At 67.8% G+C, this 20693-nt stretch carries 21 protein-coding genes and 1 pseudogene; 13 read left to right on the forward strand and 9 right to left on the reverse strand.

Going from position 1 to position 20693, the window contains the following annotated elements:
* Window positions 1–9 precede the first annotated feature (9 nt).
* Entirely contained in the window at window positions 10–558 is a 549-nt protein-coding gene (locus EV671_RS21845; protein ID WP_165917678.1) for an ECF-type sigma factor, read from the reverse strand.
* 50 nt (window positions 559–608) lie between these two features.
* Here EV671_RS21845 and mnmE point away from each other — a divergent pair, with 50 nt between their 5' ends.
* The 5 genes from mnmE to EV671_RS21860 all read left to right on the forward strand — a co-directional run bounded on the left by mnmE (window position 609) and on the right by EV671_RS21860 (window position 4482).
* Window positions 609–1973, forward strand: coding sequence for a tRNA uridine-5-carboxymethylaminomethyl(34) synthesis GTPase MnmE (gene mnmE / locus EV671_RS21850; protein WP_132575776.1), 1365 nt, complete (start codon window positions 609–611; stop codon window positions 1971–1973).
* Window positions 1974–1987: 14 nt separating this feature from the next.
* Window positions 1988–2119, forward strand: coding sequence for a hypothetical protein (locus tag EV671_RS27830; RefSeq protein WP_277592453.1), 132 nt, complete (start codon window positions 1988–1990; stop codon window positions 2117–2119).
* Between the two features lie 44 nt (window positions 2120–2163).
* Complete coding sequence (locus EV671_RS21855) at window positions 2164–3807, forward strand: DNA glycosylase AlkZ-like family protein (protein ID WP_132575778.1); 1644 nt, start codon at window positions 2164–2166, stop codon at window positions 3805–3807.
* Between the two features lie 136 nt (window positions 3808–3943).
* Window positions 3944–4072, forward strand: a complete 129-nt coding sequence (locus EV671_RS27835; protein WP_277592454.1) for a hypothetical protein — start codon at window positions 3944–3946, stop codon at window positions 4070–4072.
* Between the two features lie 23 nt (window positions 4073–4095).
* Window positions 4096–4482: a hypothetical protein gene (locus tag EV671_RS21860; RefSeq protein WP_132575780.1), complete on the forward strand. Its 387-nt coding sequence runs from the start codon at window positions 4096–4098 to the stop codon at window positions 4480–4482.
* 123 nt (window positions 4483–4605) lie between these two features.
* On the opposite strand, the gene EV671_RS21865 is transcribed toward EV671_RS21860, so the two are convergent.
* Both EV671_RS21865 and EV671_RS21870 read right to left on the reverse strand, forming a co-directional pair.
* Entirely contained in the window at window positions 4606–5334 is a 729-nt protein-coding gene (locus EV671_RS21865; protein ID WP_132575782.1) for a polysaccharide deacetylase family protein, read from the reverse strand.
* Window positions 5335–5569: 235 nt separating this feature from the next.
* Window positions 5570–7873 carry a hypothetical protein gene (locus EV671_RS21870; protein WP_132575784.1) on the reverse strand — a complete coding sequence of 768 codons (2304 nt, stop codon included), beginning with the start codon at window positions 7871–7873 and terminating at the stop codon, window positions 5570–5572.
* 594 nt (window positions 7874–8467) lie between these two features.
* Here EV671_RS21870 and EV671_RS21875 point away from each other — a divergent pair.
* The 5 genes and pseudogenes from EV671_RS21875 (at window position 8468) to EV671_RS21895 (ending at window position 11298) form a co-directional block, all read left to right on the forward strand.
* The gene (locus EV671_RS21875) at window positions 8468–9283 is read left to right on the forward strand and encodes an SOS response-associated peptidase (RefSeq protein ID WP_132575786.1); all 816 of its coding nucleotides are present in this window, start codon (window positions 8468–8470) and stop codon (window positions 9281–9283) included.
* An 11-nt stretch (window positions 9284–9294) separates the two neighbouring features.
* Complete coding sequence (locus tag EV671_RS21880) at window positions 9295–9570, forward strand: hypothetical protein (RefSeq protein ID WP_132575788.1); 276 nt, start codon at window positions 9295–9297, stop codon at window positions 9568–9570.
* A gap of 513 nt (window positions 9571–10083) precedes the next feature.
* Entirely contained in the window at window positions 10084–10377 is a 294-nt protein-coding gene (locus tag EV671_RS21885; protein WP_132575790.1) for a YlcI/YnfO family protein, read from the forward strand.
* Window positions 10374–10691 (forward strand): type II toxin-antitoxin system RelE/ParE family toxin, encoded by a 318-nt coding sequence (locus tag EV671_RS21890; RefSeq protein ID WP_132575792.1) that lies wholly within the window; start codon window positions 10374–10376, stop codon window positions 10689–10691. The genes EV671_RS21885 and EV671_RS21890 overlap by 4 nt, the downstream gene beginning before the upstream one ends.
* 146 nt (window positions 10692–10837) lie before the next feature.
* Window positions 10838–11298, forward strand: a pseudogene (locus EV671_RS21895) (DDE-type integrase/transposase/recombinase).
* Window positions 11299–11418: 120 nt separating this feature from the next.
* On the opposite strand, the gene EV671_RS21900 reads toward EV671_RS21895, so the two are convergent.
* A complete protein-coding gene (locus EV671_RS21900) occupies window positions 11419–12279 on the reverse strand; it encodes a type 2 periplasmic-binding domain-containing protein (RefSeq protein ID WP_132575794.1) in 861 nt (286 codons plus the stop codon).
* Between the two features lie 213 nt (window positions 12280–12492).
* Window positions 12493–15048, reverse strand: a complete 2556-nt coding sequence (locus tag EV671_RS21905) for a cation-translocating P-type ATPase (RefSeq protein WP_132575796.1) — start codon at window positions 15046–15048, stop codon at window positions 12493–12495.
* Window positions 15049–15192: 144 nt separating this feature from the next.
* Here EV671_RS21905 and EV671_RS21910 point away from each other — a divergent pair, with 144 nt between their 5' ends.
* Window positions 15193–15372 carry a hypothetical protein gene (locus tag EV671_RS21910; protein ID WP_132575798.1) on the forward strand — a complete coding sequence of 60 codons (180 nt, stop codon included), beginning with the start codon at window positions 15193–15195 and terminating at the stop codon, window positions 15370–15372.
* Window positions 15373–15391: 19 nt separating this feature from the next.
* On the opposite strand, the gene EV671_RS21915 is transcribed toward EV671_RS21910, so the two are convergent.
* Genes EV671_RS21915 through EV671_RS21930 form a run of 4 tightly spaced genes read right to left on the reverse strand, consistent with a single transcriptional unit; the run spans window position 15392 to window position 18613 of the window.
* The gene (locus EV671_RS21915; protein WP_132575801.1) at window positions 15392–16318 is read right to left on the reverse strand and encodes an SMP-30/gluconolactonase/LRE family protein; all 927 of its coding nucleotides are present in this window, start codon (window positions 16316–16318) and stop codon (window positions 15392–15394) included.
* Window positions 16315–16776 (reverse strand): acyl-CoA thioesterase, encoded by a 462-nt coding sequence (locus EV671_RS21920; protein WP_132575803.1) that lies wholly within the window; start codon window positions 16774–16776, stop codon window positions 16315–16317. The genes EV671_RS21915 and EV671_RS21920 overlap by 4 nt, the downstream gene beginning before the upstream one ends.
* Window positions 16777–16784: 8 nt before the next feature.
* Window positions 16785–17846 carry an aldose epimerase family protein gene (locus tag EV671_RS21925; protein ID WP_132575805.1) on the reverse strand — a complete coding sequence of 354 codons (1062 nt, stop codon included), beginning with the start codon at window positions 17844–17846 and terminating at the stop codon, window positions 16785–16787.
* Window positions 17846–18613, reverse strand: a complete 768-nt coding sequence (locus EV671_RS21930) for an SDR family NAD(P)-dependent oxidoreductase (RefSeq protein WP_132575807.1) — start codon at window positions 18611–18613, stop codon at window positions 17846–17848. The genes EV671_RS21925 and EV671_RS21930 overlap by 1 nt, the downstream gene beginning before the upstream one ends.
* 218 nt (window positions 18614–18831) lie before the next feature.
* Here EV671_RS21930 and EV671_RS21935 point away from each other — a divergent pair, with 218 nt between their 5' ends.
* Both EV671_RS21935 and EV671_RS21940 read left to right on the forward strand, forming a co-directional pair.
* Window positions 18832–19761, forward strand: a complete 930-nt coding sequence (locus EV671_RS21935) for a dihydrodipicolinate synthase family protein (protein ID WP_132575809.1) — start codon at window positions 18832–18834, stop codon at window positions 19759–19761.
* Complete coding sequence (locus tag EV671_RS21940; protein ID WP_132575811.1) at window positions 19761–20690, forward strand: arabinan endo-1,5-alpha-L-arabinosidase; 930 nt, start codon at window positions 19761–19763, stop codon at window positions 20688–20690. The genes EV671_RS21935 and EV671_RS21940 overlap by 1 nt, the downstream gene beginning before the upstream one ends.
* The last annotated feature ends 3 nt before the right edge of the window (window positions 20691–20693 follow it).

Here is a 20693-nt window from a genome sequence, read left to right on the forward strand (position 1 = left end):
GGTGAAGATTCAGTCGTTCAGCGCGTCCCACAACAAGGCCCGCGCCTTCTGCCAGTCGCGCTGCACGGTGCGACGGGACTGGCCCAGCGCCTCCGCGCATTCGGCCTCTTCCAGGCCGACGAAAAAGCGCAGCTCCACCAGCCGGGCCAGACGCGGGTCCTGGCGTTCGAGGTCGTTCAGCGCCTCGTGCACCTGCAGGTATTCGTCGTCGCGGTGGGCCAGCGTGGGCAGCTCTTCCAGCGGCACATGGGTGGCGCCGCCGCCGCGCTGACGGGTCTGACGGGCGCGGGCGTAGTCCACGACGATGGAGCGCATCACGGTGGCCGCATAGGCCATGAAATGGCCTGGCTCCAGGCCCTGCCAGCCGCTGCCGTTGGCCAGCTTGAGCCAGCCTTCGTGTACCAGCGCCGTGGTGTCCAGCAAGGTCAGCGGGCCGCTGCGGCGCAGGCGCTGGTGGGCCATCTGGCGCAACTCGCGGTAGAGCTCATCGCGCAGCGCGGGGTCCAGGGGGAGCAGCGGGGTCGCAGATTCGGTGGGGGCGGAGGTGGTCGTATTCACGGGCGGTGACGGGCTCCCGGGCGGCCAGCGGGAGGTTCGACAATGCCGCCATGCTGTCCCGCCATGCCGACCCCATCGCCGCCATTGCCACCGCGCCCGGGCGCGGGGCGGTCGGCATCGTGCGCGTGTCCTCACCGCAAGACCTGACACCCTTGATGTTAGCCGTCTGCGGACGCCAGCTCCGCGCGCGCGAGGCCACCTATCTGCCCTTGCGCGACGCAAGCGGCAACGCCATTGACCAGGGCCTGGCCCTGCACTTCCCGGCGCCGCACTCCTACACCGGCGAGCATGTGCTTGAGCTCCAGGCCCATGGCGGCTCCGTCGTGCTGCAACTGCTGCTGGCGCGGGTCATCGAGGCCGGTGCGGGCGTGCGCCTGGCCGAACCGGGCGAGTTCACGCAGCGCGCCTTCCTGAACGGCAAGCTCGACCTGGCCCAGGCCGAGGCCGTGGCCGACCTGATCGACGCCAGCACCGAGGCGGCTGCACGCAGCGCCAGCCGCGCGCTGGGCGGGGCGCTGTCGCACGAGGTAGGCCTGCTGCGCGACCAGCTGATCCAGCTGCGCATGCTGGTCGAGGCGACGCTGGACTTCCCCGAGGAGGAGATCGACTTCCTCGAGAAGGCCGACGCCTTCGGCCGGCTGGACCGCCTGACCGCGCAACTGAGCGCGGTCCAGGCCCGCACCCGCCAGGGCACGCTGCTGCGCGACGGCCTCAAGGTGGTTCTCGCCGGCCAGCCCAATGTCGGCAAGAGCTCGCTGCTGAACGCGCTGGCGGGCGCCGAGCTGGCCATCGTCACGCCCATCCCCGGCACGACGCGCGACAAGGTCAGCCAGACCATCCAGATCGAAGGCGTGCCCCTGCACATCACCGACACGGCCGGCCTGCGCGACGCGACCGCCGACGAGGTCGAGCGCATCGGCGTGTCACGCAGCTGGGACGCGATCGCCGATGCCGACGTCGTGCTCTTCCTGCACGACCTGGGCCGCGTCGGCCAGCCGGACTACGAGGCCGAGGACGAGCGCATCCGCGCGCGGCTGGCGGGCGTGGATGCGAACCGCATCGTGCAGGTCTTCAACAAGGCCGACCTCGCACAGCCGCCGGCCGGCGAGATCGCGCTGAGCGCCAAGACCGGCGAAGGTCTGGAGCCGCTGCGCCAGCGCCTGCTGCAGACCGCCGGCTGGCAGGCCGTGCCCGAAGGCCTGTTCATCGCCCGCGAGCGCCATGTGCAGGCCCTGGCCCGCACGGCCGAGCACCTGGACCTGGCCCGCACCATCGCCGAGCAGCGCGACGCGGCGCTGGACCTGCTGGCCGAGGAGCTGCGCCTGGCCCACGACGCGCTGGGCGAAATCACCGGCGCCTTCTCGGCCGACGAGCTTCTGGGCGTCATCTTCAGCAGCTTCTGCATCGGCAAGTGAAACCGGGTCAAAGGATGTTCGACGACATCCTGCTCGAACTGCAAGCCGCCAATCGTTCGGTCGCACGGCGTGCTGCCGGGCTGCCGGGCTGCCGGGCTGCGAAACTGTCGCTGCGCCGCAGGCAGAGCCTTCGCCCGCTTCTCTAACGCGGTATCCACATGACAGCCCACTCGCTGCCCCCTGCGAATCGATGACCGTCGAGTTCAAAAGCGACCGCAGCCGCCTGCCCGACAGGGAGCTGGTGGAGGCCATCGTCTGCATGGCCAATGCCGAAGGCGGTGAGCTGTGGTTGGGCGTGGAGGACGATGGTCAGCCTACCGGCCTTCACACCGAGCACCAGCAGCTGGCGGGTCTGGCCGGACTTGTGGCAGCGCGCACCTCGCCCTCCCTGGCCGTGACGGTGACGCCGGTGCAGTTGGGCGGCGTGGCCGTGGCTCGCATCGCCGTGCCCAAGGCCCAGGGGGAGGTGTCCACCACGACGGGCGTCTACCTGCGCCGCCGCCTCAAGTCCGACGGCACGCCCGAGTGTGTGGCCATGCTGCCGCACGACCGCGCCAGCCGGGCCAGCAGCTTCGGGCTGATGGATGCCTCGACGCAGATCGTGGCCGGCGCCACGCTGGCCGACCTGGACCCGCTGGAGCGCGAGCGGCTGCGCCAGTGCGTGCAGCAGTACGGCGGTGACCGCGCTCTGCTGGAACTGGACGACGAGGCGTTGGACGGCGCGCTGGGACTGACGGCACGCCTGTCCGACGGTAGCGGCCGCGCACCGACGCTGACCGGCCTGCTGCTGATCGGCCGCGAGCCTGCACTGCGCGAGCTGGTGCCCACACACGAGTTCGCTTTCCAGGTTCTGGCGCGTGAAGCCGTGCGGTTCAACGAGTTCCGCCGCTTTCCACTGCTTAAGGCGATGGACTGGCTGGAGACCAACTTCAGACCCTACAACCCAGAGCGCGAAATGCAGATCGGCCTGTTCCGCGTGCCGGTGCCTCAGGTGGAGATGGGCGCCTTCCGGGAAGCCTTGGCGAATGCCTTGGTGCACCGCGACTACCACCGCCTGGGTGCCGTGCATGTGCGACTGGACGACGAGGGCCTGACCATCAGCAATCCGGGTGGCCTCGTGGACGGTGTGACGCTGGCCAACCTGCTGACCACCGAACCCCGGCCGCGCAACCGCATGCTGGCGGATGCGATGAAACGCGTCGGGATGGTGGAGCGCTCCGGCCGTGGCGTGGACAAGATCTACCGCGGCATGCTGCGTTTTGGCCGGCCCGAGCCGGACTACCGCCGCACCAGCGCCACCGATGTGGTGCTGCGGCTGGCAACGGTGGATGCCGACGAGGCCTTCTTGAAGCTGGTGGTGGAGCAGGAGGGCAGGCAGGGCCGCGAGCTGCCCATCGATAGCCTCATTGCCCTGGCCACGCTGCGCGATCTGAAGCGGCTGAGTACCGACGAGCTGGCGGCGCACATCCAGCGCGAGCCGGTACAGGCCAAGAAGACGTTGGAGAGCCTGGTGGAGGCTGGCCTGGCGCAGGCGCACGGCAATGCCCGCGGACGGACCTACACGCTGGCCATGGGCGTCTACAAGGCCGATGGCGACAAGGCCGCCTACACCCGCCAGTTGGGCTTCAGCAGCCTCCAACATGAGCAGCTGGTGTTGAACTACGTGCGGCAGCATGGACGCATTCAGCGCGCTGACGTGATGGATTTGTGCCGGTTGACCGAGGGTCAGGCCAAGGATCTGCTCAAGCGGTTGAAGGCGGAAGGCAAGTTGACGCTGGAAGGGGCAGGGCGAGCTGCCGCCTATGTGCCGGGGGAAGAGCCTAAGGGCGCCTAAAGGATTCCAGAGGAATCGGATGGAATCGGATGGAATTGGACGAAGCTGCGGGCCATATATCCAATACGCGTCTTATTAATCAAGCACTTAGCGGCCCCAGTGAGGTTGGTATGGAGGTTTATGCCCCGGGAATTGGATGAGGTTGGCCAGCTTCGCCCGAGTCACCGAGGCGGACACCCTGCGCCGCCAGCTGCACGCGCCGAACCTGCACGACGGCCAACTCTGGCTGGATGACGAGCGCCTCACCCAGGCCGAATCGCCCTGACCCGCACGCCGGGCCACCGGCTGATGTGGGCCAACAAGGCGGATACCTCGCTGCTGGTGGGCCGCCTGGCGGCGGAAGGCCTGCCTGGCTGGGGTAGCGGCCGCGGCCAGACCATCCACTTCATCGACTGGGAGCGCCCCGAGCGCGACGACTTCTGCGTTGTGAACCCATACCGGGTGGACTGCCCGCCCGGCTACACGCGCAGCAAGGCCCTCATCGTGCCGGACCTGGTGCTGCTCGTGATCTGCGACTACTTTGGCAGGCACGCAGATCCGTACGGCGGCCTCGACGTGTACCCGGATCACAAGGATCTCGCGGAGCGGCAGTTCTGGGTCTGCTGGAGTTGCGACGCCTGGGTCGGGTGCAAGAAGGACTCCGACGATCCGTTTGGCGCGCTGACGTCGGTTTGATGGGACCTTCCGACCCAAGGCTCAGGCCCCGGGGTGGGATTGGCCCTGCAAGAATTGCAATCACGGGGCATCCGCCCCGGTTCAACAGATCTGGCTCGCGTCCGTGCCAAGCGCCGAACCTGCTCAAGCAGGCTGCAGGCGCCCCCCGGACAGGGTGACGAAACGATAGCCCTTGGCAAGCAACGACGGCAGGGTCGCTGCGAAAGCCTCGGCCGTCGAGCCAGCCGGCTTGTTCATGTGCGCAATCACGATATCGCCAGGTTGAACTGCGCGCAGGCGCGCGGAGATTTGCGCCTCGGACAGCGTGGCACCGGCATCCGCATTCACCGAGAAGCCCGCAACCTGGTAGCCCATCGAGCGAATGATCTGCATCGACTGCGCGTCGTAGATCGCGGTGGCCCCTCTGAAGAACACCGGCGCGCGACCCGTCAGCGACCGGATGGCCTGCGCGGCGCCGCTGACTTCTTCTTCGAGATGTGCAGCGTCCGGTTCCGCGGCAATGCCATAGACACGTCGACCCGTGCCGATCACTGCCGGCACATGCGACGTCCCGTGATCCTCCAGTTCGAACAGATCGGGGTGAGCCAGCAGCATGGCTGTGCCTGCAGGATTGCGATCAAGCCACTTCTTCGTCACGAAGATGGTCGCAGGTACGCGCAGATCGATCAGCGTTTCAATCAGGCTGGCGTCGAAAGCTCCCCCGCAGGCATCGAGCGTGATTGCCACCGCCTTCGTTGGCGCGCCTGACGGCACGGCAAGGCGATCATGCACCTCCACACCCCAACTCGGCGCGGCGGTAACTGTCGCTGACACCATCAGACCCAGGAGCAAAGTGAAAACGGTTCGGCTCATGCTCGATCAACGTGAATGGACGGCATTTGGATGACGGCCAGAGCTTGGCGAACCGTGCGAACTGCAAACTTGACCCGGAGATCTCACCTGCATGCAAGCATGGGCTCGATCCTGTCACGGAGATCGGTCAAGGTCCGAGATTGCGGGGCATGCCACAGCGCCTCGCGTCGAGTTCGGCCGCCATCGCCCCTCTCACTTACCGAGGCCGGCGCGGATCGCACACGAGCGGCAGCGCTCATCTCCAGCGCCCCACGTGCACGACGTAGCCCCGAATGCTGTAGGTCGAGTCGTCCAAGAACTGGATTCCACGGGCGTTGGGATCCGACGGTGCCCTGAAATCCGGGGGCGTTGCCGAGAGGCTGCGCAGGTAGGAACCGAGATCCACGGTCGAGCGGACCGCCAGTGTGTCCGGATCGAGCTTGACCAGTTGGTCCGCCGTGGCATCAAGACACACGAGCATGCCGTAGCCGTAACCGCAGTCCTTTGACGCATAGGGCAATTTCGGTCCATCGCCGCCATCGCTGATGCGAATCGTGCTGCCATCGTTCAAATGCAGCAGATTGGTGCTCGCATACCAGAGCTGGGGCACGCTCGTACCGGTGCGAATCGTTCGAGTCGACACTGAATCGATGCCAGTGCCTGGTGCAAAGGTCCAGGCCTGCAGCAACTGGGGGGTGGCGTTTTGCCATGAGAAGGCGCGTCCATTGCTCCAATCCACGCCAATCAGCAAATCATTCTGGTCGCCAATGTTTGCCGCCGGGCCGGCCAGCCCCGGCCCCAGTGCCTGCACATAGTGCGGCATCACCCCCAGCGTCAGGGACTGGTTAAAGCTCGCCATGAACTGACCGCTGCCGTCTGCCGCGGCGTACAAGGCAGTGAGCTGCGCCGACCGGAACTTGGCGGGCTGCGTCGCATCGGGGACGGCAGGCAGCGTGTAGCTCGCAATGTCCGACAGGTCCGCACCGCTGACTTGATGGATCACATCGCTCTGCGCTGCAGCCGCAGCCGCGGTCGTCGGGTCGCTGTAGGGCAAGTTGTTCGGTTGGATCGCCTCGGGCACCAGCAAGCTCGACAGATCGCCCGTGGCAATCGGGCAAAAAGTAGAAAACCCAGCAAACACGCGTTGGCTTGCGACTTGCAACCCCGTATCGATGTTCCAGAGCGCCAGTGCCAGCGTTGGTGACCCTTGACTGGTGGGTCCGGATTCCACCGTGACCATGCGATGCAGAGCTGGCAATACCACGGGTGGGCAAAAGTGCGTCTGCGTAAGCCTGTCGAGGCGGTCGACGCCAATCGCCAGTTGCGCGGGCCATACGCCGCCGTTGGCATAGGCGCCACTGAGTTCCAAAGTTGTCGCGCTGCTGGTGTTCTCCACCCCATCGAGAAAGTACTGATCAGTCTCCTTCAAGATGCCCACCCCAGGCGCCAGCCACACGGTCGTGTGTACCAGCTCGGTCGTGACCGCTGTCGCGGATTTGGGCACCACGATTTGCGTGTCCGTGACCACGCGAACCGCCCGGAACGTGCCGGCCGCAATGGAGACCGTCTCCACGCCCCCCACCTGCTCGTTGACCGAGAAGGCCAGCGGCTGGATATCGGTTCCACCCGTGAAATTCAGCTTCGTCGCGTCAATCCTGCGACCATCGAGTTGGCGAGCGCCTGGCTGCACCGGATAACTCGACGCGGGAAACTCGCCGACCACGCCGGACACCAGAGCGTCCTGCGACGTCGTCGTAGGCAGGGATTGGTAATCGCGGCTGGCGCTCTGCCGCCTTGAGCCTCCGGCCCCGGTCAGAGGCGTCCACTTCCCGTTCGTCTGAGAGGCGATGGTGGCGGTGTACTGCCAAGCACCATCCGCCCCCATCGCAACACCGAATTGGTCTGCGAGCGAGACTTGCAGTTGCTGGGCCTTGTCCTTGACGAAAAAGGCGGCATAGGTCTTGGACAGCGCATAGAACGCGCCGATGTCACCTGTGCCCGCGCTGGGCAGTGAGTTGCTGACGCGCAGCGTGTTCAGCACATAGGCCAGCGCATGGTCGTCGGCGAGCGCCTGCACCAGTTGCGCCGCAGCGGTCGAAGGTGACAGCGCTGCGTGTTGATCCCCCGTCGCATCGGCATATAAGCCAAAGGCACCCGAGATCTGGGCCACGGTGGTCAGCGGCGTCCCAGGGAAGGTGAGCACGCGTCCGGCCGCAGCAACTACTTCGCGGACCCATGCTTCGGAGCTCGCGTCCACTCGCACGGTGCCGGGATATAGATAGGCACGCAGGGTGACACCTCCAGCCCGGACCTGCAACATCCAGGTGCCATCTGCGGTCGAACTGCCTGCCGGCATGGCGATTGAAAAACTGCCATCAGCGCCCGTACTCGCACTGCCCACGATCGGCCCCAGGCTGCCGTCTGTCTGGATGGCATGCAATTCGACGGACAGCCCGGCTCTTCGGCCGGTGGCATCTAAGGTATCACCAGCGACTGACACCGTGCCGCTGGCATGGCTCGCGTCGACCAGCGGTGCTGCGGGCGCGGCGACGGGCTGCACACCCGAGTAGGCCGGTGTCGTGTTGCCAGCGGTACTACCACTGCCCGGGTCCCCGGCACCGCCGTTGCTGCCACCGCCGCCTCCGCCGCATCCCGCCAGCACCCAGAGGCAGGCGCAAGCACCCGCCCAAGCTTTCCAAGACGACATGTTCCTCTCCCTATCGGACGCAAAACTGTATTCGGAGAGTGATGACACGCCGCCCTGCCTCCATGGGCAATAGTCCCCAACCCAAGGGGGCGATCGAGCTCGCGGCACAAGGGCAACACCCGCCCACTCGGTAGACCAAACCGCTCGGTAGCCGCTCCGACGACGATGGCGGCGGATCGTTGCGCCCCTGACTCTGCGATGTTGATGGCGCCAACGACCACCGGGGGGCGCCGCCCGCCACGGTGCTGCCTCGACACGGGCCGGCAGCGGCTGCGCCAAGAAATGGCGGCCCGCCTGGCAGGCGACTGAAGGTTCGCGCTCGAAGTACTGTTCTTGCATACAGTATTATCCAGCCCACGACCTTGTCGAACCATCGAATTGCGCGCGTGCCAACCGCCACACGCCCCGCCCGCTGGCCCTCACGAGGCGCTGATCCAGCCCTGAACCATGCGCTCGAACTACGAACCCGTCACGGACAGCGACCGACTGTTGGCCAGCTTCGGCGTCACCCTGTCCGGGGAAGCCGACCTGGCGTCCCAATGCAGCGCGGGCGTGACGGCGCCCTTCATCGTCCGCGCGGAGGTCAAATCGCCTGGCGCGCTGGGCGACGCCAAGTTCGGACTGTTGGGCTTGCTGCCGCACTTCGCGACCGACATCGGCTTCGGCAAGCAGACCTGCAACTGCCGCATGGAGACGATGAAGTCCCAGCCGGCTTTCCGGGAAAGCTGGTGGGCGGCACGGCGCTGCGTGATCCCGGTGGAGCTGATCTCCGAGTGGAACTATGAGTCGGGCCGACCGCAGATGTGGCACGTCCAGCGGGCCGACGAGGCGCCCATGGGCCTGGCGGGCCTGTGGAACGACTGGACCAGCCCGGCAGGCGAGAGGGTGCTGTCGTTCAGCCTGCTGACCCTCAATGCTGACGGGCATGAAGTCTTCGGGCGCCTGAACGCTCCGGACCACGAGAAACGGATGCCGGTGATCTTGCCGATCAACGCGCAGGAGTTATGGCTCTATGGCGCGATGAAGGACGCCGAGCGGCTGCTGACGCGCTACCCGGCGGAGCAGTTGCAGGCCACATCGCGGGAGCCGCCAAGCAAGGCCTGGACCGAGCCTGAGAGCTGGGCCGCGGTGCCCGACATGTTCGCGTCCGAGTGGCATGCCCTCGCTGCGGAGCAGCCGCCCAAGCGCGCGGTCCGCGCGCCGCGGGCCCTAGCGCCCAAGCCACACGAACTTCCCGGCCCGATCACGGGCGATCTCTTCTGAACGGAGTGGTCATGCAACTCGACCTCAACAGCGTGGACAGCATCGTGGCTTGGTGGCAGGTCTTCCCGGAGCGCCATGACAGCTATCTGGACTACAAGCTTCGGGCCAGCCCGGAGTTCTCCCGCAGCATCAACGCAGCGCGGCGCCGTATCGCTGCGAGTCCCGAATTGCGGGCGCTGAGGCGGCGATCGATCGAGCAGCGACGCAGCTCGAAGACGTGGGATACAGAGCAGGACGGCGCGGTGTCCGCGCCCGAGTCGAGATTCAGCGAGTTCGCCATGGGTTGAAGGCTCAGCAGCAGCTGAGGTGCTCACAGAGCAGTTGCCGCGGGTCTTCGGAACAATGCGGCATTGGGCTTGATGGCTTGGGCTGTCCAGCCCTTTTTTATGAGCGCTCGCCGTGGCCGAGCAGGAAGCTCCGCGCGGCCCTGGAATTGCCGGACGCGAATCTGGCTGTGAACGCTGGTCGAGATCCGCATCTATGTGACGGCGAGGACGCGGTTTTTCTCCAGGCCTGATCAAGGCATTCCGAGCGGAAGGTGGCAACGAGTTCGCCTGGTGAACTTGCGCCCGCAGCCTTGAGCCGCCCCTGCCGCCTCATTTCAGCCGTCGGACCGGGAGCGCTTACATGCCGTGCGCCACCGTGCCTGCCATTGCGCACATGTCGCGCTGCAAACGTCTGCTCAACCTCTCGCAGATCCTGCACCGCCAGCTGCGTTGCCTTCTTCATTGAGACCACAGGCCGACAAGATGGCCCCAGCCGTTCTTGACGTTGCAACGCGTTTGCAACACACTCGTCAAATGAAGACCGCCATCCTTCCGCAAGTGCGCGTAGAGCCCCAGCTTCGGGCCGACCTCGAAGCGGTGCTGCGCGAAGGTGAAACACTGTCCGACTTCCTGGAAGCGACCGTGCGTCAGGCGGTGGACTTCCGACGCATGCAAGCCGAGTTTGACGCCCGAGCGGATGCCGCTTGGTCGCGCTTCCAGCAGACGGGCGCTGGTGTGCCGGCCGAAGAGGTCGTTGCCGAGATGCGCGGGCGGCTGCAAGCTCGGCGCCGCGAGCTGCAGGGCAAGCACCGAACGACGAAAGCATGACCTTCAGGGTCATCGTCGATCCCGAAGCGAAGGCGGATTTGCTGAGGCTTTACGAGTACCTGCTCGAACGCGCTGAGTACGTCGAGGATCTGGACATTGCGGATCGTGCGCTTGAGGCCATCGACGCGGCCATGTCCTCGCTTGCTAGGACGCCTTTCCTGTTTCGCAAGACGGCCGGGTCGCGTAGCCCTCTTCGGCGCGAGCTGGTCGTGCCCTTTGGCGCTGCAGGGTACGTGCTCAAGTACGAAATCGCTTCACCTCAGCTGGTGGTGGTACTTGCCATTCGTCATCAACACGAGGCCGACTATCACTGACGCTGGTGAACGGGCCACTGCGGAAATCTGGCTCTGTCGAAATAGGCGAGTTGGCGGAAGAGGGAAGGACGGTTCCAGCGCACATTCAGCTCACGAGGTCGGCTCTGCGGAAGGTTTTCCAGCGCTTGCACGACCCGTTGGAGATCATGCTGTTGTGCCTGCGCTGGTATGCCGCCTATCCGTTAGCACGCGCAACCTGGAAGAGATGATGGCTGAGCCAGGCGTGGAGGTCGATCACTCCACGGTGCACAACGGGTCGCTGAAGATCCTGCCGGTGCTGGCGAAGGCCTTTCGCCGGCGCAAACGCCCGGTAGGCAAGAGCTGGCGGATGGACCTACATCAAGATCGGCGGCCGCTGGAAGCACCTGTACCGGGCCGTCGACAAGCTCGGGCAGACCGTGGACTTCCTGCTCACGGCTCGGCGTGATTTGGCCGCGGCCCGAGTCGCCCGCGCGCGATCGACGGCATTGACGTGCCCGAGAAAATCAGCATCGACAAGATCATCGCCGGCATCGAGACCATGCCTGCCATCAAGAAGGGGCAGTTGGCCTGCCCCGAGGGCCGAACTCTGCCTGCTGCCACACAGTTCTACAGCCTGGCTGTTTGATCCCCAGCTCGCCCTTCCAACTCAACTCGATCCGTACCCCTTATTTCGACAGAACCCAGCTCGCCCTTGACCGTGGCATGGGCGCTCAGGGGCGCAACTGATGCCCTGCGTTCAGGATGGTCACCCCGGCATGCCGGCGCGCTTGCAGGTCGAAGGTGCGGTCGGACGTTCCAGGTTGAAAACCAGGCGGCTGTCCAGCCTCGCATCCCGCAGCATCTTGCCGAAGAAGCGCTGAAAAAGTTCCTCGAGCGACCCGTCGATCTGCGCGCGCAGCAGCCCCTTCTCGATGTGCCTGGCGAGCTCGACATTCTTCGGCGCCACGAAGAAATAGGTGCACATCGGATAGTTCAGCGCCAGGTGGGATTCGACAACCAGGCCCAGATGGCCGTAGTTGTGCGCCTCGTCGTAGACCTCTCCGACACCGCGCGGCAAGTAGTCAAAGCGCCTGGCCGCCAGCATCGTGAACAGGTTTTCGTAGCGTGAAGCCGCCACCACGGAAAAACCGTCGGCGCTCAGGATGCCGGTATCGACCCATTCCCTGACTTGGCCGACCGTCAGGGCCTTGAGCTCCTGCACGGATTGGATGCTCGCGAATCGAGCCTGGTCACCACCCGCGATGAGGAAGATCCGCCAGCCAAGGATGCCCTTGTCGAGTGGGATACGCACGGGAAGATAGTCACGCTCGAGTTCGGTGGTGGTCGGTGCCCAGACCACGTCGATGCCCCGGCCCTTGGCCATATTGATGAAGGCGCGCGCTGCCACGCTCGGGTTGGTGGAGGGCCGCGCCACGAGACCGGTCCCGGCCTTGTTCAACGCGAGCTCGAGCAGGCTGACATAGTAGTCACCACGTTTGTCGTCGGGGGCTCCCGACGCCGGGTAGGTCACGATCCCAGGCGCGCCTTCCGCGGACCCGGCCTGTGCACGGAGCCCGAACAAGGACACACCAGCGAGGACGAGTGTCAAGATGGCTTTGCTGGTCATCTACGGCTGTCAAGCGTTGAACGGTAGTTTCTTCCGACGGACCGAAACCGCACGATCCTCGCACGACGCACAGCGGACTTGATGGTCCGGTGCCTCCACCAGGCGCACTGGTGCGATCACGCGAGCGTGGCGCCCAGCTGAATTCAGTGGGCACTCGCACACGCTCGGGCCGAACGAGAACGCGACCGGTCGTCGGGCTCCAAAACGCCGGGCCTAATGCTCCGCCCCGCGGCAACGTGGCGCCAGCGCCGCCCCCGCCGTGACGGCCAGCACGATGGCGAGCAGCGCAGCGCCGAGGTCGCTGGCAGAAGGCACCCCGAAATGCAGCAGTCCCCGCAGCGGCGCCCACAGCAACGCGCTACCGAGGGCGGCCGTGGCCGCAGCGGCCACGATCCAAAGGGGTCGCGCGCCGGGCTGAAGCAGCGTGCGCAGGCCCAGACCCGCCGAAACGGTGGCCGCCACCAGCAGCAGGTTGCCGACGGTCAGGCCGACGACGGCCAGCGTGCGGGCGACGTCCGCACCGCGGCCGGCCTGCAGCGCCAGCGCATAGATCGCCAGCGTCGCGCCGAGCAGGACGGCGCCCTGCAACAACCCCTCCAGCAGCAGGCCGCGGTCGATGAGGCCGCGGTCGGCATTGCGTGGTGGGCGGCGCATCACGCGCGGGTCCTCGGGCGCGCCCTCGAAGGCCAGCGAGCAGGCCGGGTCGATGACCATCTCGGTCAGCACCACATGGGCCGGCAGCAGCAGCGGCGGCAGGCCGAACAGCATCGGCAGCAGCGCCAGCCCGACCACCGGCACATGGATGGCCGTGATGTAGACCATGGCCTTGCGCAGGTTGTCGAAGATGCGCCGGCCCATGCGCACGCCGGCGACGATGTGGCCGAAATCCTCGTCCAGCAGCACCAGGCCGGCCGCCTCGCGGGCGACGTCGGTGCCGCGCGCGCCCATCGCGATGCCGACATGGGCCGCCTTCAACGCCGGCGCGTCATTGACGCCGTCGCCCGTCATCGCGACCGTCTCGCCGTTGCGTTTGAAGGCCTGGACGAGGCGCAGCTTCTGCTCGGGCGACACGCGCGCGAAGACGCGCACGCGGCGCACGGCCGCGGCCAGCGCGGTGTCGTCCAGGCCGGCGAGCTCGGCACCGGCAAGCGCGCCGGCATTCGTGTCCAGGCCGGCCTGGGCGGCGATGGCGAGCGCCGTCGCGGCATGGTCGCCGGTGATCATCGCCACCGCGATGCCGGCCTCGCGCGCCTGTGCGACAGCTTCGGGCACGCCGGCACGCAGCGGGTCGGCAAAGCCCAGCAGGCCCAGCAACGCGAATCCATGGGCATGCGGATGCTCGGGCAGCGTCGCACCATCGTGCTCGGCGCGGCCGTCATGCCGGCCCTCGGCAACGGCGAGCACACGCAGCCCCTCGGTGGCCAGGCCGCGCACCCGCGCGAGCAGGGCCTCGCGGTGTGCGGGCTCCAGGTGGCAGAGGTCGAAGATCGCCTCGGGTGCGCCCTTGGCCGCGAGCCAGCGCCGGCCGTCCTCGGCGGTCCAGGCCTGGGCCATGGCCAGCAGGGCCGGTGTCAGCGGGTATTCGCGCGCCAGCTGCCACTCAGGATGCAGATGCTCGCTGCCCTGCAGCGCCGCGTCGCCGAGGGCGAGGACGGCGCGGTCCATCGGGTCCAGGCCGTCACGCTGCGAGGCCAGCAGCGCGAACTCGGCCAGGCGGTGCACGGCCTCGGGCAGCTCGGCGCCGGGCCGCACCTCGACATCGTCCGTGTCGCTGACGAGGCGGCGCAGCTGCATGCGGTTCTCGGTCAGCGTGCCGGTCTTGTCCACGCACAGCACCGTCGCGGCGCCCAGGGCCTCGACGACGGCTGGGCGGCGCGCCAGCACCTTGAGCCGGGCCAGCCGCCACGCGCCCAGCGCCAGGAAGACCGCCAGCACCATCGGGAACTCCTCGGGCAGCATGGCCATGCCCAGCGCGATGGCGGACAGCAGGCCCTGCAGCCAGTCGCCGCGCGACAGGCCCCACCAGGCCGCCAGCAGCGCGCAGGCGGCGATGGCGACGCCGCCGAACAGGCGCACGAGACGGCCGAGCTGGCGTTGCAGCGGCGTGGCCTCGGTGGCGATGCCAGCCAGCGACACGCCGATGCGGCCGACCTCGGTTCGCTCCCCGGTCGCCACCACCTCGGCCAGGCCATGGCCGGCGACGACCAGCGTGCTCGCGAACACCCAGGGCGTGTCGTCGCCGCCAGGCGGCGCGGCGGCCGGCCGCTGCGTGCCGGGACTCGGGCTCTTGCGCACCGGCACGGATTCGCCGGTCAGCAGCGATTCGTCGACGCCCAGGCCGACGGCGTCGCGCACCAGGCCATCGGCGGCGATGCGCTCGCCCTCGGTAAACAGGAAGAGGTCGCCCGGCACCAGCTCGCGCACCGGCAGGCGCTGCACGCTGCCGTCGCGGATCACGCGCACCTGCGGCACGGTCAGCTCGCGCAGGGCGTCCAGCGCCCGCGCGCTGCGGCGCTCCTGCATCAGGGTCAGGCCGACCGTCACGACGGCAAAGCCGGCCAGCATCAGGCCCTCGCCGAGGTCGCCGACGACAAGATAGAGCCCGGCCGCGGCGAGCAGCAGCAGGAACATCGGCTCGGTCGCGATGCTGCGCAGCAGCGCGACGAGGCCGCCGCTCTCGCGGCCTTGCAGCTCGTTGGGGCCGAACTCGGCCAGGCGCCGGCGCGCCTCGTCGGCCGTCAGGCCGCCTGGGAGAGAGGAGTCTGCCATCGGCCCAGTGTCGCAAAGCGACGTGACGCCGCGCGACCCTGTCGTCCGGATCGCGTCCTTATGCGTTCTTGATGCGCCGGCCGGCAAGCTCGACACCAGCTTGATCACCGGCTGCCTAGAGTGGCCTCAGCAGGAGGAGGACGCATGAAACGCCTTCAACACGTCAGCTTCACGATCGACCCCGCACCCCGCCAGCCGGTGCCGCAGGCGCGGTCGAGCGCGCTCGCGAGCCCGCAGCCCCGCGACGAGATGTGGCGCTCGCGCCGCGTGCTGTCCGGTTCGGACTGGATGGACGCCTGGGTGCAGAAGCCCGGCCGGCGCTGATCAGAAACTCTTAGAGGTCTCAGGCGTCGTTGAACAGCGGCTCGGGCAGGTAGAGCCCGGCCTCGACCGCCATGCCGAACAGGCTGCCCGACAGCGGCATGGCCATCAGCTCGGCCGTGCCAAGCTCCTGGCGGGCCGTCGTGACGAGGAGCTGGTCGCCCGCCGGGCCGCCGAGTGCCGGGCAGCTGACGTTGCTGACCGGCACCGCGTAGCGGCCGAGCAGGCGGCCGTCCGGCGCGTAGCGCGCGACGCTGGCATGGCCCCATTCGGCGTTCCACAGGCAGCCCTTGGCGTCGATGGTCGAGCCGTCGGGCCAGCAGTCGTCGACGTCCTTCTTCGCGAACAGGCGTGGCTCACTGACGCGGGCGGTGGCAGCGTCGTAGTCGCAGACCATGATGCGGCGACTCAACGTGTCGCAGTAGTGCATGCGCCGGCCGTCGAGGCTGAAGCAGATGCTGTTGGCGATGGCGACGCCATCCAGCGCAAGGCGGCGCAGGCCGTGGGCTTGCGAATATTGGTAGAAGCTGCCTATCGTCTGGCGCGGGCGAGCTTCGTCCAGCGTGCCGAACACGAGGTTGCCGCTGCGGTCGCAGCGGCCGTCGTTGACGCGCGTAGTCGGCATGCCGGCCTCGACGGGCACGATCTCCTCGGGGCTGAGCACGAACTCGCCGCAGGCCTGCAGGTCGGCCACGCGCAGCCACGCGACGCGCTTGGCCATGCCCAGCAGCAGCGCGCCGGAGCGGCAGTGCACGAAGCAACCCACGCGCTCGGGCAGGCGCAGCACCAGCGTCGCCTTCGCACCGGGCGTCCAGGCGTGCAGGCTGCGGCCCTCGATGTCGGTCCACCACCAGCGGCCGCTGGGCGCATGCCACTGCAGGCCCTCGCCCAGCGTCGCGGACTGGGTCAGGGCAGGCGTCAGAGCCGGGGCGGCGGTCGCGGAGTTCATGGTGGGGTTTCCAGGCTGGCTCGGGCCTGCTTGCGGGCGATGGCCGCGGCATGGCGGCGGCGCTCGTCGGGCGTGAAGGGGCGCAGCGGCGCGACGGGCACGGGCTTGTTGTCGTCGCCCACGGCCACCATCGTGAAATAGCAGCTGTTCACGTGGCGCGTCTCCTGCGTGCGGATGTTCTCGGCCACGACCTTGATGCCGACCTCCATCGACGAGGTGCCGGTGTGGTTGATGCTGGCCAGGAAGCTGACCAGCTCGCCGACGTGGATGGGCTGGCGGAAGATGACGCGGTCCACCGACAGCGTGACGACATAGCGGCCGGCGTAGCGGCTGGCGCAGGCGTAGGCGACCTGGTCGAGCAGCTTGAGGATGTTGCCGCCGTGGACATTGCCGGCGAAGTTGGCGGTGTCCGGCGTCATCAGCACCGTCATCGTCAGTTGGTGGGCGGGCAGGTCCATGATCGCTCCTAGGTGAAGCAGTGGATTGTGGTGCTGCGCCATGTCTCGCCGGGCCTCAGCACCGTCGAAGGCCAGTCTGAACCGGCTTCGTGATGCGGAGAATCAGGGTTGTGCTGGGTCTCCAGGCACAGGCCGTCGCCCTGGCGGTAGACGCGCCCGCCGGGACCGGCCAGGCTGCCGTCGAGGAAGTTGCCGGAATAGAACTGCAGGGCCGGCTCGGTCGTCAGCACGTCCATGCGGCGGCCGGAATGCGGGTCCTCCAGCGTCGCGGCGGGGCGCAGGCCGTCGGCGCCCGGCCTGCCGTCGAGCAGCCAGTTGTGGTCATAGCCGCGGGCGCGCAGCAGCTGCGGGTGGGCTTCGCGGAGGCGGGCGACGATGGGCGTCGGTCGGCGGAAGTCGAAGGGCGTGCCCTCGACGGCCGCATGGCACAGCGGAATCAGGTGCTCGTCGACCTCGCTATAGCGCGAAGCGGGGAGAGTCAGCCGGTGCCGCAGCACCGAGCCGTGGCCGGCGAGGTTGAAATAGTCGTGGTGGGTCAGATTGACGACGGTGGCGCGGTCGGTCGTGGCCTCGTAGTCGATGCGCCAGCTGTTCTCGGTCGCGCTCAGCGCATAGCGCACGCTCACCCGCAGCTCGCCCGGGAAGCCCTGATCGCCGTGCGGGCTGGTGTCGTGAAGCAGCAGGGCCACGGCCTCGCCGGCACGCGGCGCGTCGGGCTCGGCCTGCCAGAGCCGGTGGCCGAAGCCCTCGACGCCGCCATGCAGGCAGTTGGGGCCGTCGTTGCGGCTCAGCGCGTGGGTCTCGCCGTCCAGCTCGAAGCTCGCGCCGGCGATGCGGTTGCCATAGCGGCCGACGATGATGCCGAAGGACGGGTTGCGGTGGACGTAGTCGTCCAGGTTGTCGAAACCCAGCACGACGTTGGCGGCCTGGCCGTGGGCATCCGGCACCCACAGGCCGGTAACGATGCCGCCCAGCGTGATCGCGGTCAGCCTCAGGCCCAGGCCGTTGGCGAGGGTGTACTCATGCACCGGCCGGCCATCGGGCAGATGGCCGTAGTCGCGGACCTCCATCACGCCCAGCCGCCGTCGACGATGAAGTCCTGCGCGGTGCACATGGCCGAATCGTCCGCTGCCAGGAACAGGGCCATAGCCGCGATGTGCTGCGGCATCAGCGGGTCGGCGATGCATTGGCCCTTGGCGATTTCCTGCTTGGTCTCCTCGGTGACCCAGAGCTTCAACTGCTTCTCGGTCATGACCCAGCCGGGCACCAGCGTGTTGACGCGGACCCGATGCGGCCCGACGTCGCGCGCCAGGCAGCGCGTCAGGCCCTGCACGGCCGCCTTGCTGGCCGTGTAGGCCGGCATGCCGCCCTGCTTGAGCATCCAGGAGATGGAGCCGAAGTTGACGATGCTGCCGCCGCCCAGCGCCTTCATGTCGGGCAGCACGGCCTGAGCCGTGAAGAACTGATGCCTGATGTTGACGGCCACGCTGGCGTCCCAGAACTCGGGCGTCGTGTCCTCGACGGCATGGCGCCTGTCGTTGGCGGCGTTGTTCAGCAGCACCGAGAACGGACCGGTGCGCTCGCGCAGCGCGGCGATCGATCCGCGCAATGCCTCGACCTGGCTCAGGTCGGCGGCCATGAACTGCGGCGCGTGGCGGGAGCTGCCTGCCAGGCGCGCGGCCAGGGCCGCGCCTTCGTCGGCGGCCAGGTCGATGAAGGCCACCTTGGCGCCCTGCCCGGCAAAGGCCTCGACCAGCGTTTCACCGATGCCGGTGGCCCCGCCGGTGATCAGGACGGCCCGGTCCTGCAGGCTGGGGTAGCGGGCGAATGCACTCATGAACTTGTCTCCGAAAGGCATTGCGCGGGCGGCATGGGCCCGGCTTGGTGGCCATTATTAGTCATACTTTTTTTCTTTGGAAGCGGGCAATTTTCGGGTTAACCCCGATGATCATTCATAAATAGTCATACTTTAATGACGACATGCCGGCGACGACAGCTGGCCCGCGCGCCGCTTGCCGGTGCCTGATCCAACTTCTCCGAGACAAGGCCCGCATCATGAGCGCCTCCGCCACCCGCCCGTATCGGGGCGTCTTTCCCGTCGTTCCGACCATCTTCAACGCCGATGGCGGCCTGGACCTTCCGGGCCAGCTGCGCTGCATCGACTTCATGATCGATGCCGGTTCCACCGGCCTGTGCATCCTGGCGAATTTCTCCGAGCAGTTCGTGCTGTCCGACGCCGAGCGCGAGACGCTGACGCGGGCCATCCTGGCGCACGTGGCCGGCCGCGTGCCCGTCATCGTCACGACGACGCACTACGCAACGCAGATCTGCATCGAGCGAAGCCGGCTCGCTCAGGAACTCGGCGCGGCCATGGTCATGGTCATGCCGCCCTACCACGGCGCCACCTTCCGCGTGTCCGAGGGCCAGATCGAGGGCTTCTACCAGCGCCTGTCCGACGCCATTCGCATTCCCATCATGATCCAGGACGCCCCGGTGGCCGGCACGCCGCTGCCGGTGCCGCTGCTGGCGCGCATGGCGCAGAACATCGCCAACGTGAAGTACTTCAAGCTGGAGATGCCCCAGGCCGCCAGCAAGATGCGCGAGCTGATCCGCGTCGGCGGCGCGGCCATCGAAGGCCCCTGGGACGGCGAGGAGGCGATCACGCTGCTGGCCGACCTGGACGCCGGCGCCACCGGCGCGATGACGGGCGGCGGCTTCCCGGACGGCATCCGCAAGATCTTCGACGCCTTCCACGCCGGCGACCGCGAGGAGGCCGTGGCCCAGTACGGCCGCTGGCTGCCGCTGATCAACTACGAGAACCGCCAGGGCGGCATCCTGACCGCCAAGGCATTGATGAAGGAAGGCGGCGTCATCAGGAGCGATGCGCCGCGCCATCCCTTCCCCGAGATGAGCCCCGAAGTGCGCGCCGGCCTCCTCGACGCCGCCCGCCGCCTCGACCCCCTGGTCCTGCGCTGGGGCCAGTGATGCGCGCGCTGTTGGCGCTGGTAGCGATCCTGGCCCTTGCGCTGGCCATGCAGGTGTCGGCCGTGGAGCCCCAGGGCGACACCGGCGCCCACGACCCGACGCTGCTGATGGACGGCGCGCACTGGTTCGCCTTCACGACCGGGCGGGGCATCCAGCGGCTGGAATCCCGCGACGCCGGCAAGACCTGGCGCCGCCTCGCGCCCGTCTTCAGTGAAGCCCCCGCCTGGTGGGCCGAGGCCGTGCCCGAACACCGGCGGCTGGATGTCTGGGCGCCCAAGCTTTTCGTGCATGCCGGCCGCACCTGGGTGCTGTACTCCATCTCCACCTTCGGCAAGAACCGCTCGGCCATCGGCCTGGCCAGCAGCACGGCGCCCGACGCCACCGACTGGCGCGACGACGGCCTCATCGTGCAGAGCGGCGCTGGCGACGACTTCAACGCCATCGACCCCGACGTGATGCGCGACCGCGACGGTCGGTTGTGGATGACCTATGGCTCCTTCTGGGGCGGCATCCGCCTGACCGAGCTGGACGCGGCCACGCTGCACCCCATCGGCGAGACCCGCTTCATCGCCCGCCACCGCGGCGGCATCGAGGCGCCGACCCTGGTGCGCCATGGCGACTGGGCCTATCTCTTCGTCTCGCACGACCTCTGCTGCCGCGGCGTCGACAGCAGCTACAACATCCGCGTCGGCCGCGCACGCGATGTGGGCGGCCCCTTCGTCGACCGCGACGGTGTGCCCATGCTGGACGGCGGCGGCACGCTGATCGAGGCCGGCGGCAAGCGCTGGAAGGGGCCGGGCCACCAGGACGTCGTCGGCGACGTCATCGTGCGCCATGCCTACGACGCCGAAGACGGCGGCCGGCCGCATCTGCGCATCGCGAGGCTGAGCTGGTCCGCCGACGGCTGGCCGAGCATCCAGGAAGAATGATGA

The sequence above is a fragment of the Roseateles saccharophilus genome, assembly GCF_004342485.1.
Lineage (GTDB): Bacteria > Pseudomonadota > Gammaproteobacteria > Burkholderiales > Burkholderiaceae_C > Pelomonas > Pelomonas saccharophila.

What these genes read in the sequence shown, in the direction of transcription:
- EV671_RS21860 (WP_132575780.1), top strand. Translation starts at nt 4,096, where the DNA reads ATGTGGGCCAACAAGGCGGATACCTCGCTGCTGGTGGGCCGCCTGGCG.
- EV671_RS21855 (WP_132575778.1), top strand. Translation starts at nt 2,164, where the DNA reads ATGACCGTCGAGTTCAAAAGCGACCGCAGCCGCCTGCCCGACAGGGAG.
- mnmE (WP_132575776.1), top strand. Translation starts at nt 609, where the DNA reads ATGCTGTCCCGCCATGCCGACCCCATCGCCGCCATTGCCACCGCGCCC.
- EV671_RS21910 (WP_132575798.1), top strand. Translation starts at nt 15,193, where the DNA reads ATGAAACGCCTTCAACACGTCAGCTTCACGATCGACCCCGCACCCCGC.
- EV671_RS21875 (WP_132575786.1), top strand. Translation starts at nt 8,468, where the DNA reads ATGCGCTCGAACTACGAACCCGTCACGGACAGCGACCGACTGTTGGCC.
- EV671_RS21880 (WP_132575788.1), top strand. Translation starts at nt 9,295, where the DNA reads ATGCAACTCGACCTCAACAGCGTGGACAGCATCGTGGCTTGGTGGCAG.
- EV671_RS21885 (WP_132575790.1), top strand. Translation starts at nt 10,084, where the DNA reads ATGAAGACCGCCATCCTTCCGCAAGTGCGCGTAGAGCCCCAGCTTCGG.
- EV671_RS21900 (WP_132575794.1), bottom strand. Translation starts at nt 12,279, where the DNA reads ATGACCAGCAAAGCCATCTTGACACTCGTCCTCGCTGGTGTGTCCTTG.
- EV671_RS21890 (WP_132575792.1), top strand. Translation starts at nt 10,374, where the DNA reads ATGACCTTCAGGGTCATCGTCGATCCCGAAGCGAAGGCGGATTTGCTG.
- EV671_RS21940 (WP_132575811.1), top strand. Translation starts at nt 19,761, where the DNA reads ATGCGCGCGCTGTTGGCGCTGGTAGCGATCCTGGCCCTTGCGCTGGCC.
- EV671_RS21925 (WP_132575805.1), bottom strand. Translation starts at nt 17,846, where the DNA reads ATGGAGGTCCGCGACTACGGCCATCTGCCCGATGGCCGGCCGGTGCAT.
- EV671_RS27835 (WP_277592454.1), top strand. Translation starts at nt 3,944, where the DNA reads ATGAGGTTGGCCAGCTTCGCCCGAGTCACCGAGGCGGACACCCTGCGC.
- EV671_RS21930 (WP_132575807.1), bottom strand. Translation starts at nt 18,613, where the DNA reads ATGAGTGCATTCGCCCGCTACCCCAGCCTGCAGGACCGGGCCGTCCTG.
- EV671_RS21920 (WP_132575803.1), bottom strand. Translation starts at nt 16,776, where the DNA reads ATGGACCTGCCCGCCCACCAACTGACGATGACGGTGCTGATGACGCCG.
- EV671_RS21935 (WP_132575809.1), top strand. Translation starts at nt 18,832, where the DNA reads ATGAGCGCCTCCGCCACCCGCCCGTATCGGGGCGTCTTTCCCGTCGTT.
- EV671_RS21915 (WP_132575801.1), bottom strand. Translation starts at nt 16,318, where the DNA reads ATGAACTCCGCGACCGCCGCCCCGGCTCTGACGCCTGCCCTGACCCAG.
- EV671_RS27830 (WP_277592453.1), top strand. Translation starts at nt 1,988, where the DNA reads ATGTTCGACGACATCCTGCTCGAACTGCAAGCCGCCAATCGTTCGGTC.
- EV671_RS21905 (WP_132575796.1), bottom strand. Translation starts at nt 15,048, where the DNA reads ATGGCAGACTCCTCTCTCCCAGGCGGCCTGACGGCCGACGAGGCGCGC.
- EV671_RS21865 (WP_132575782.1), bottom strand. Translation starts at nt 5,334, where the DNA reads ATGAGCCGAACCGTTTTCACTTTGCTCCTGGGTCTGATGGTGTCAGCG.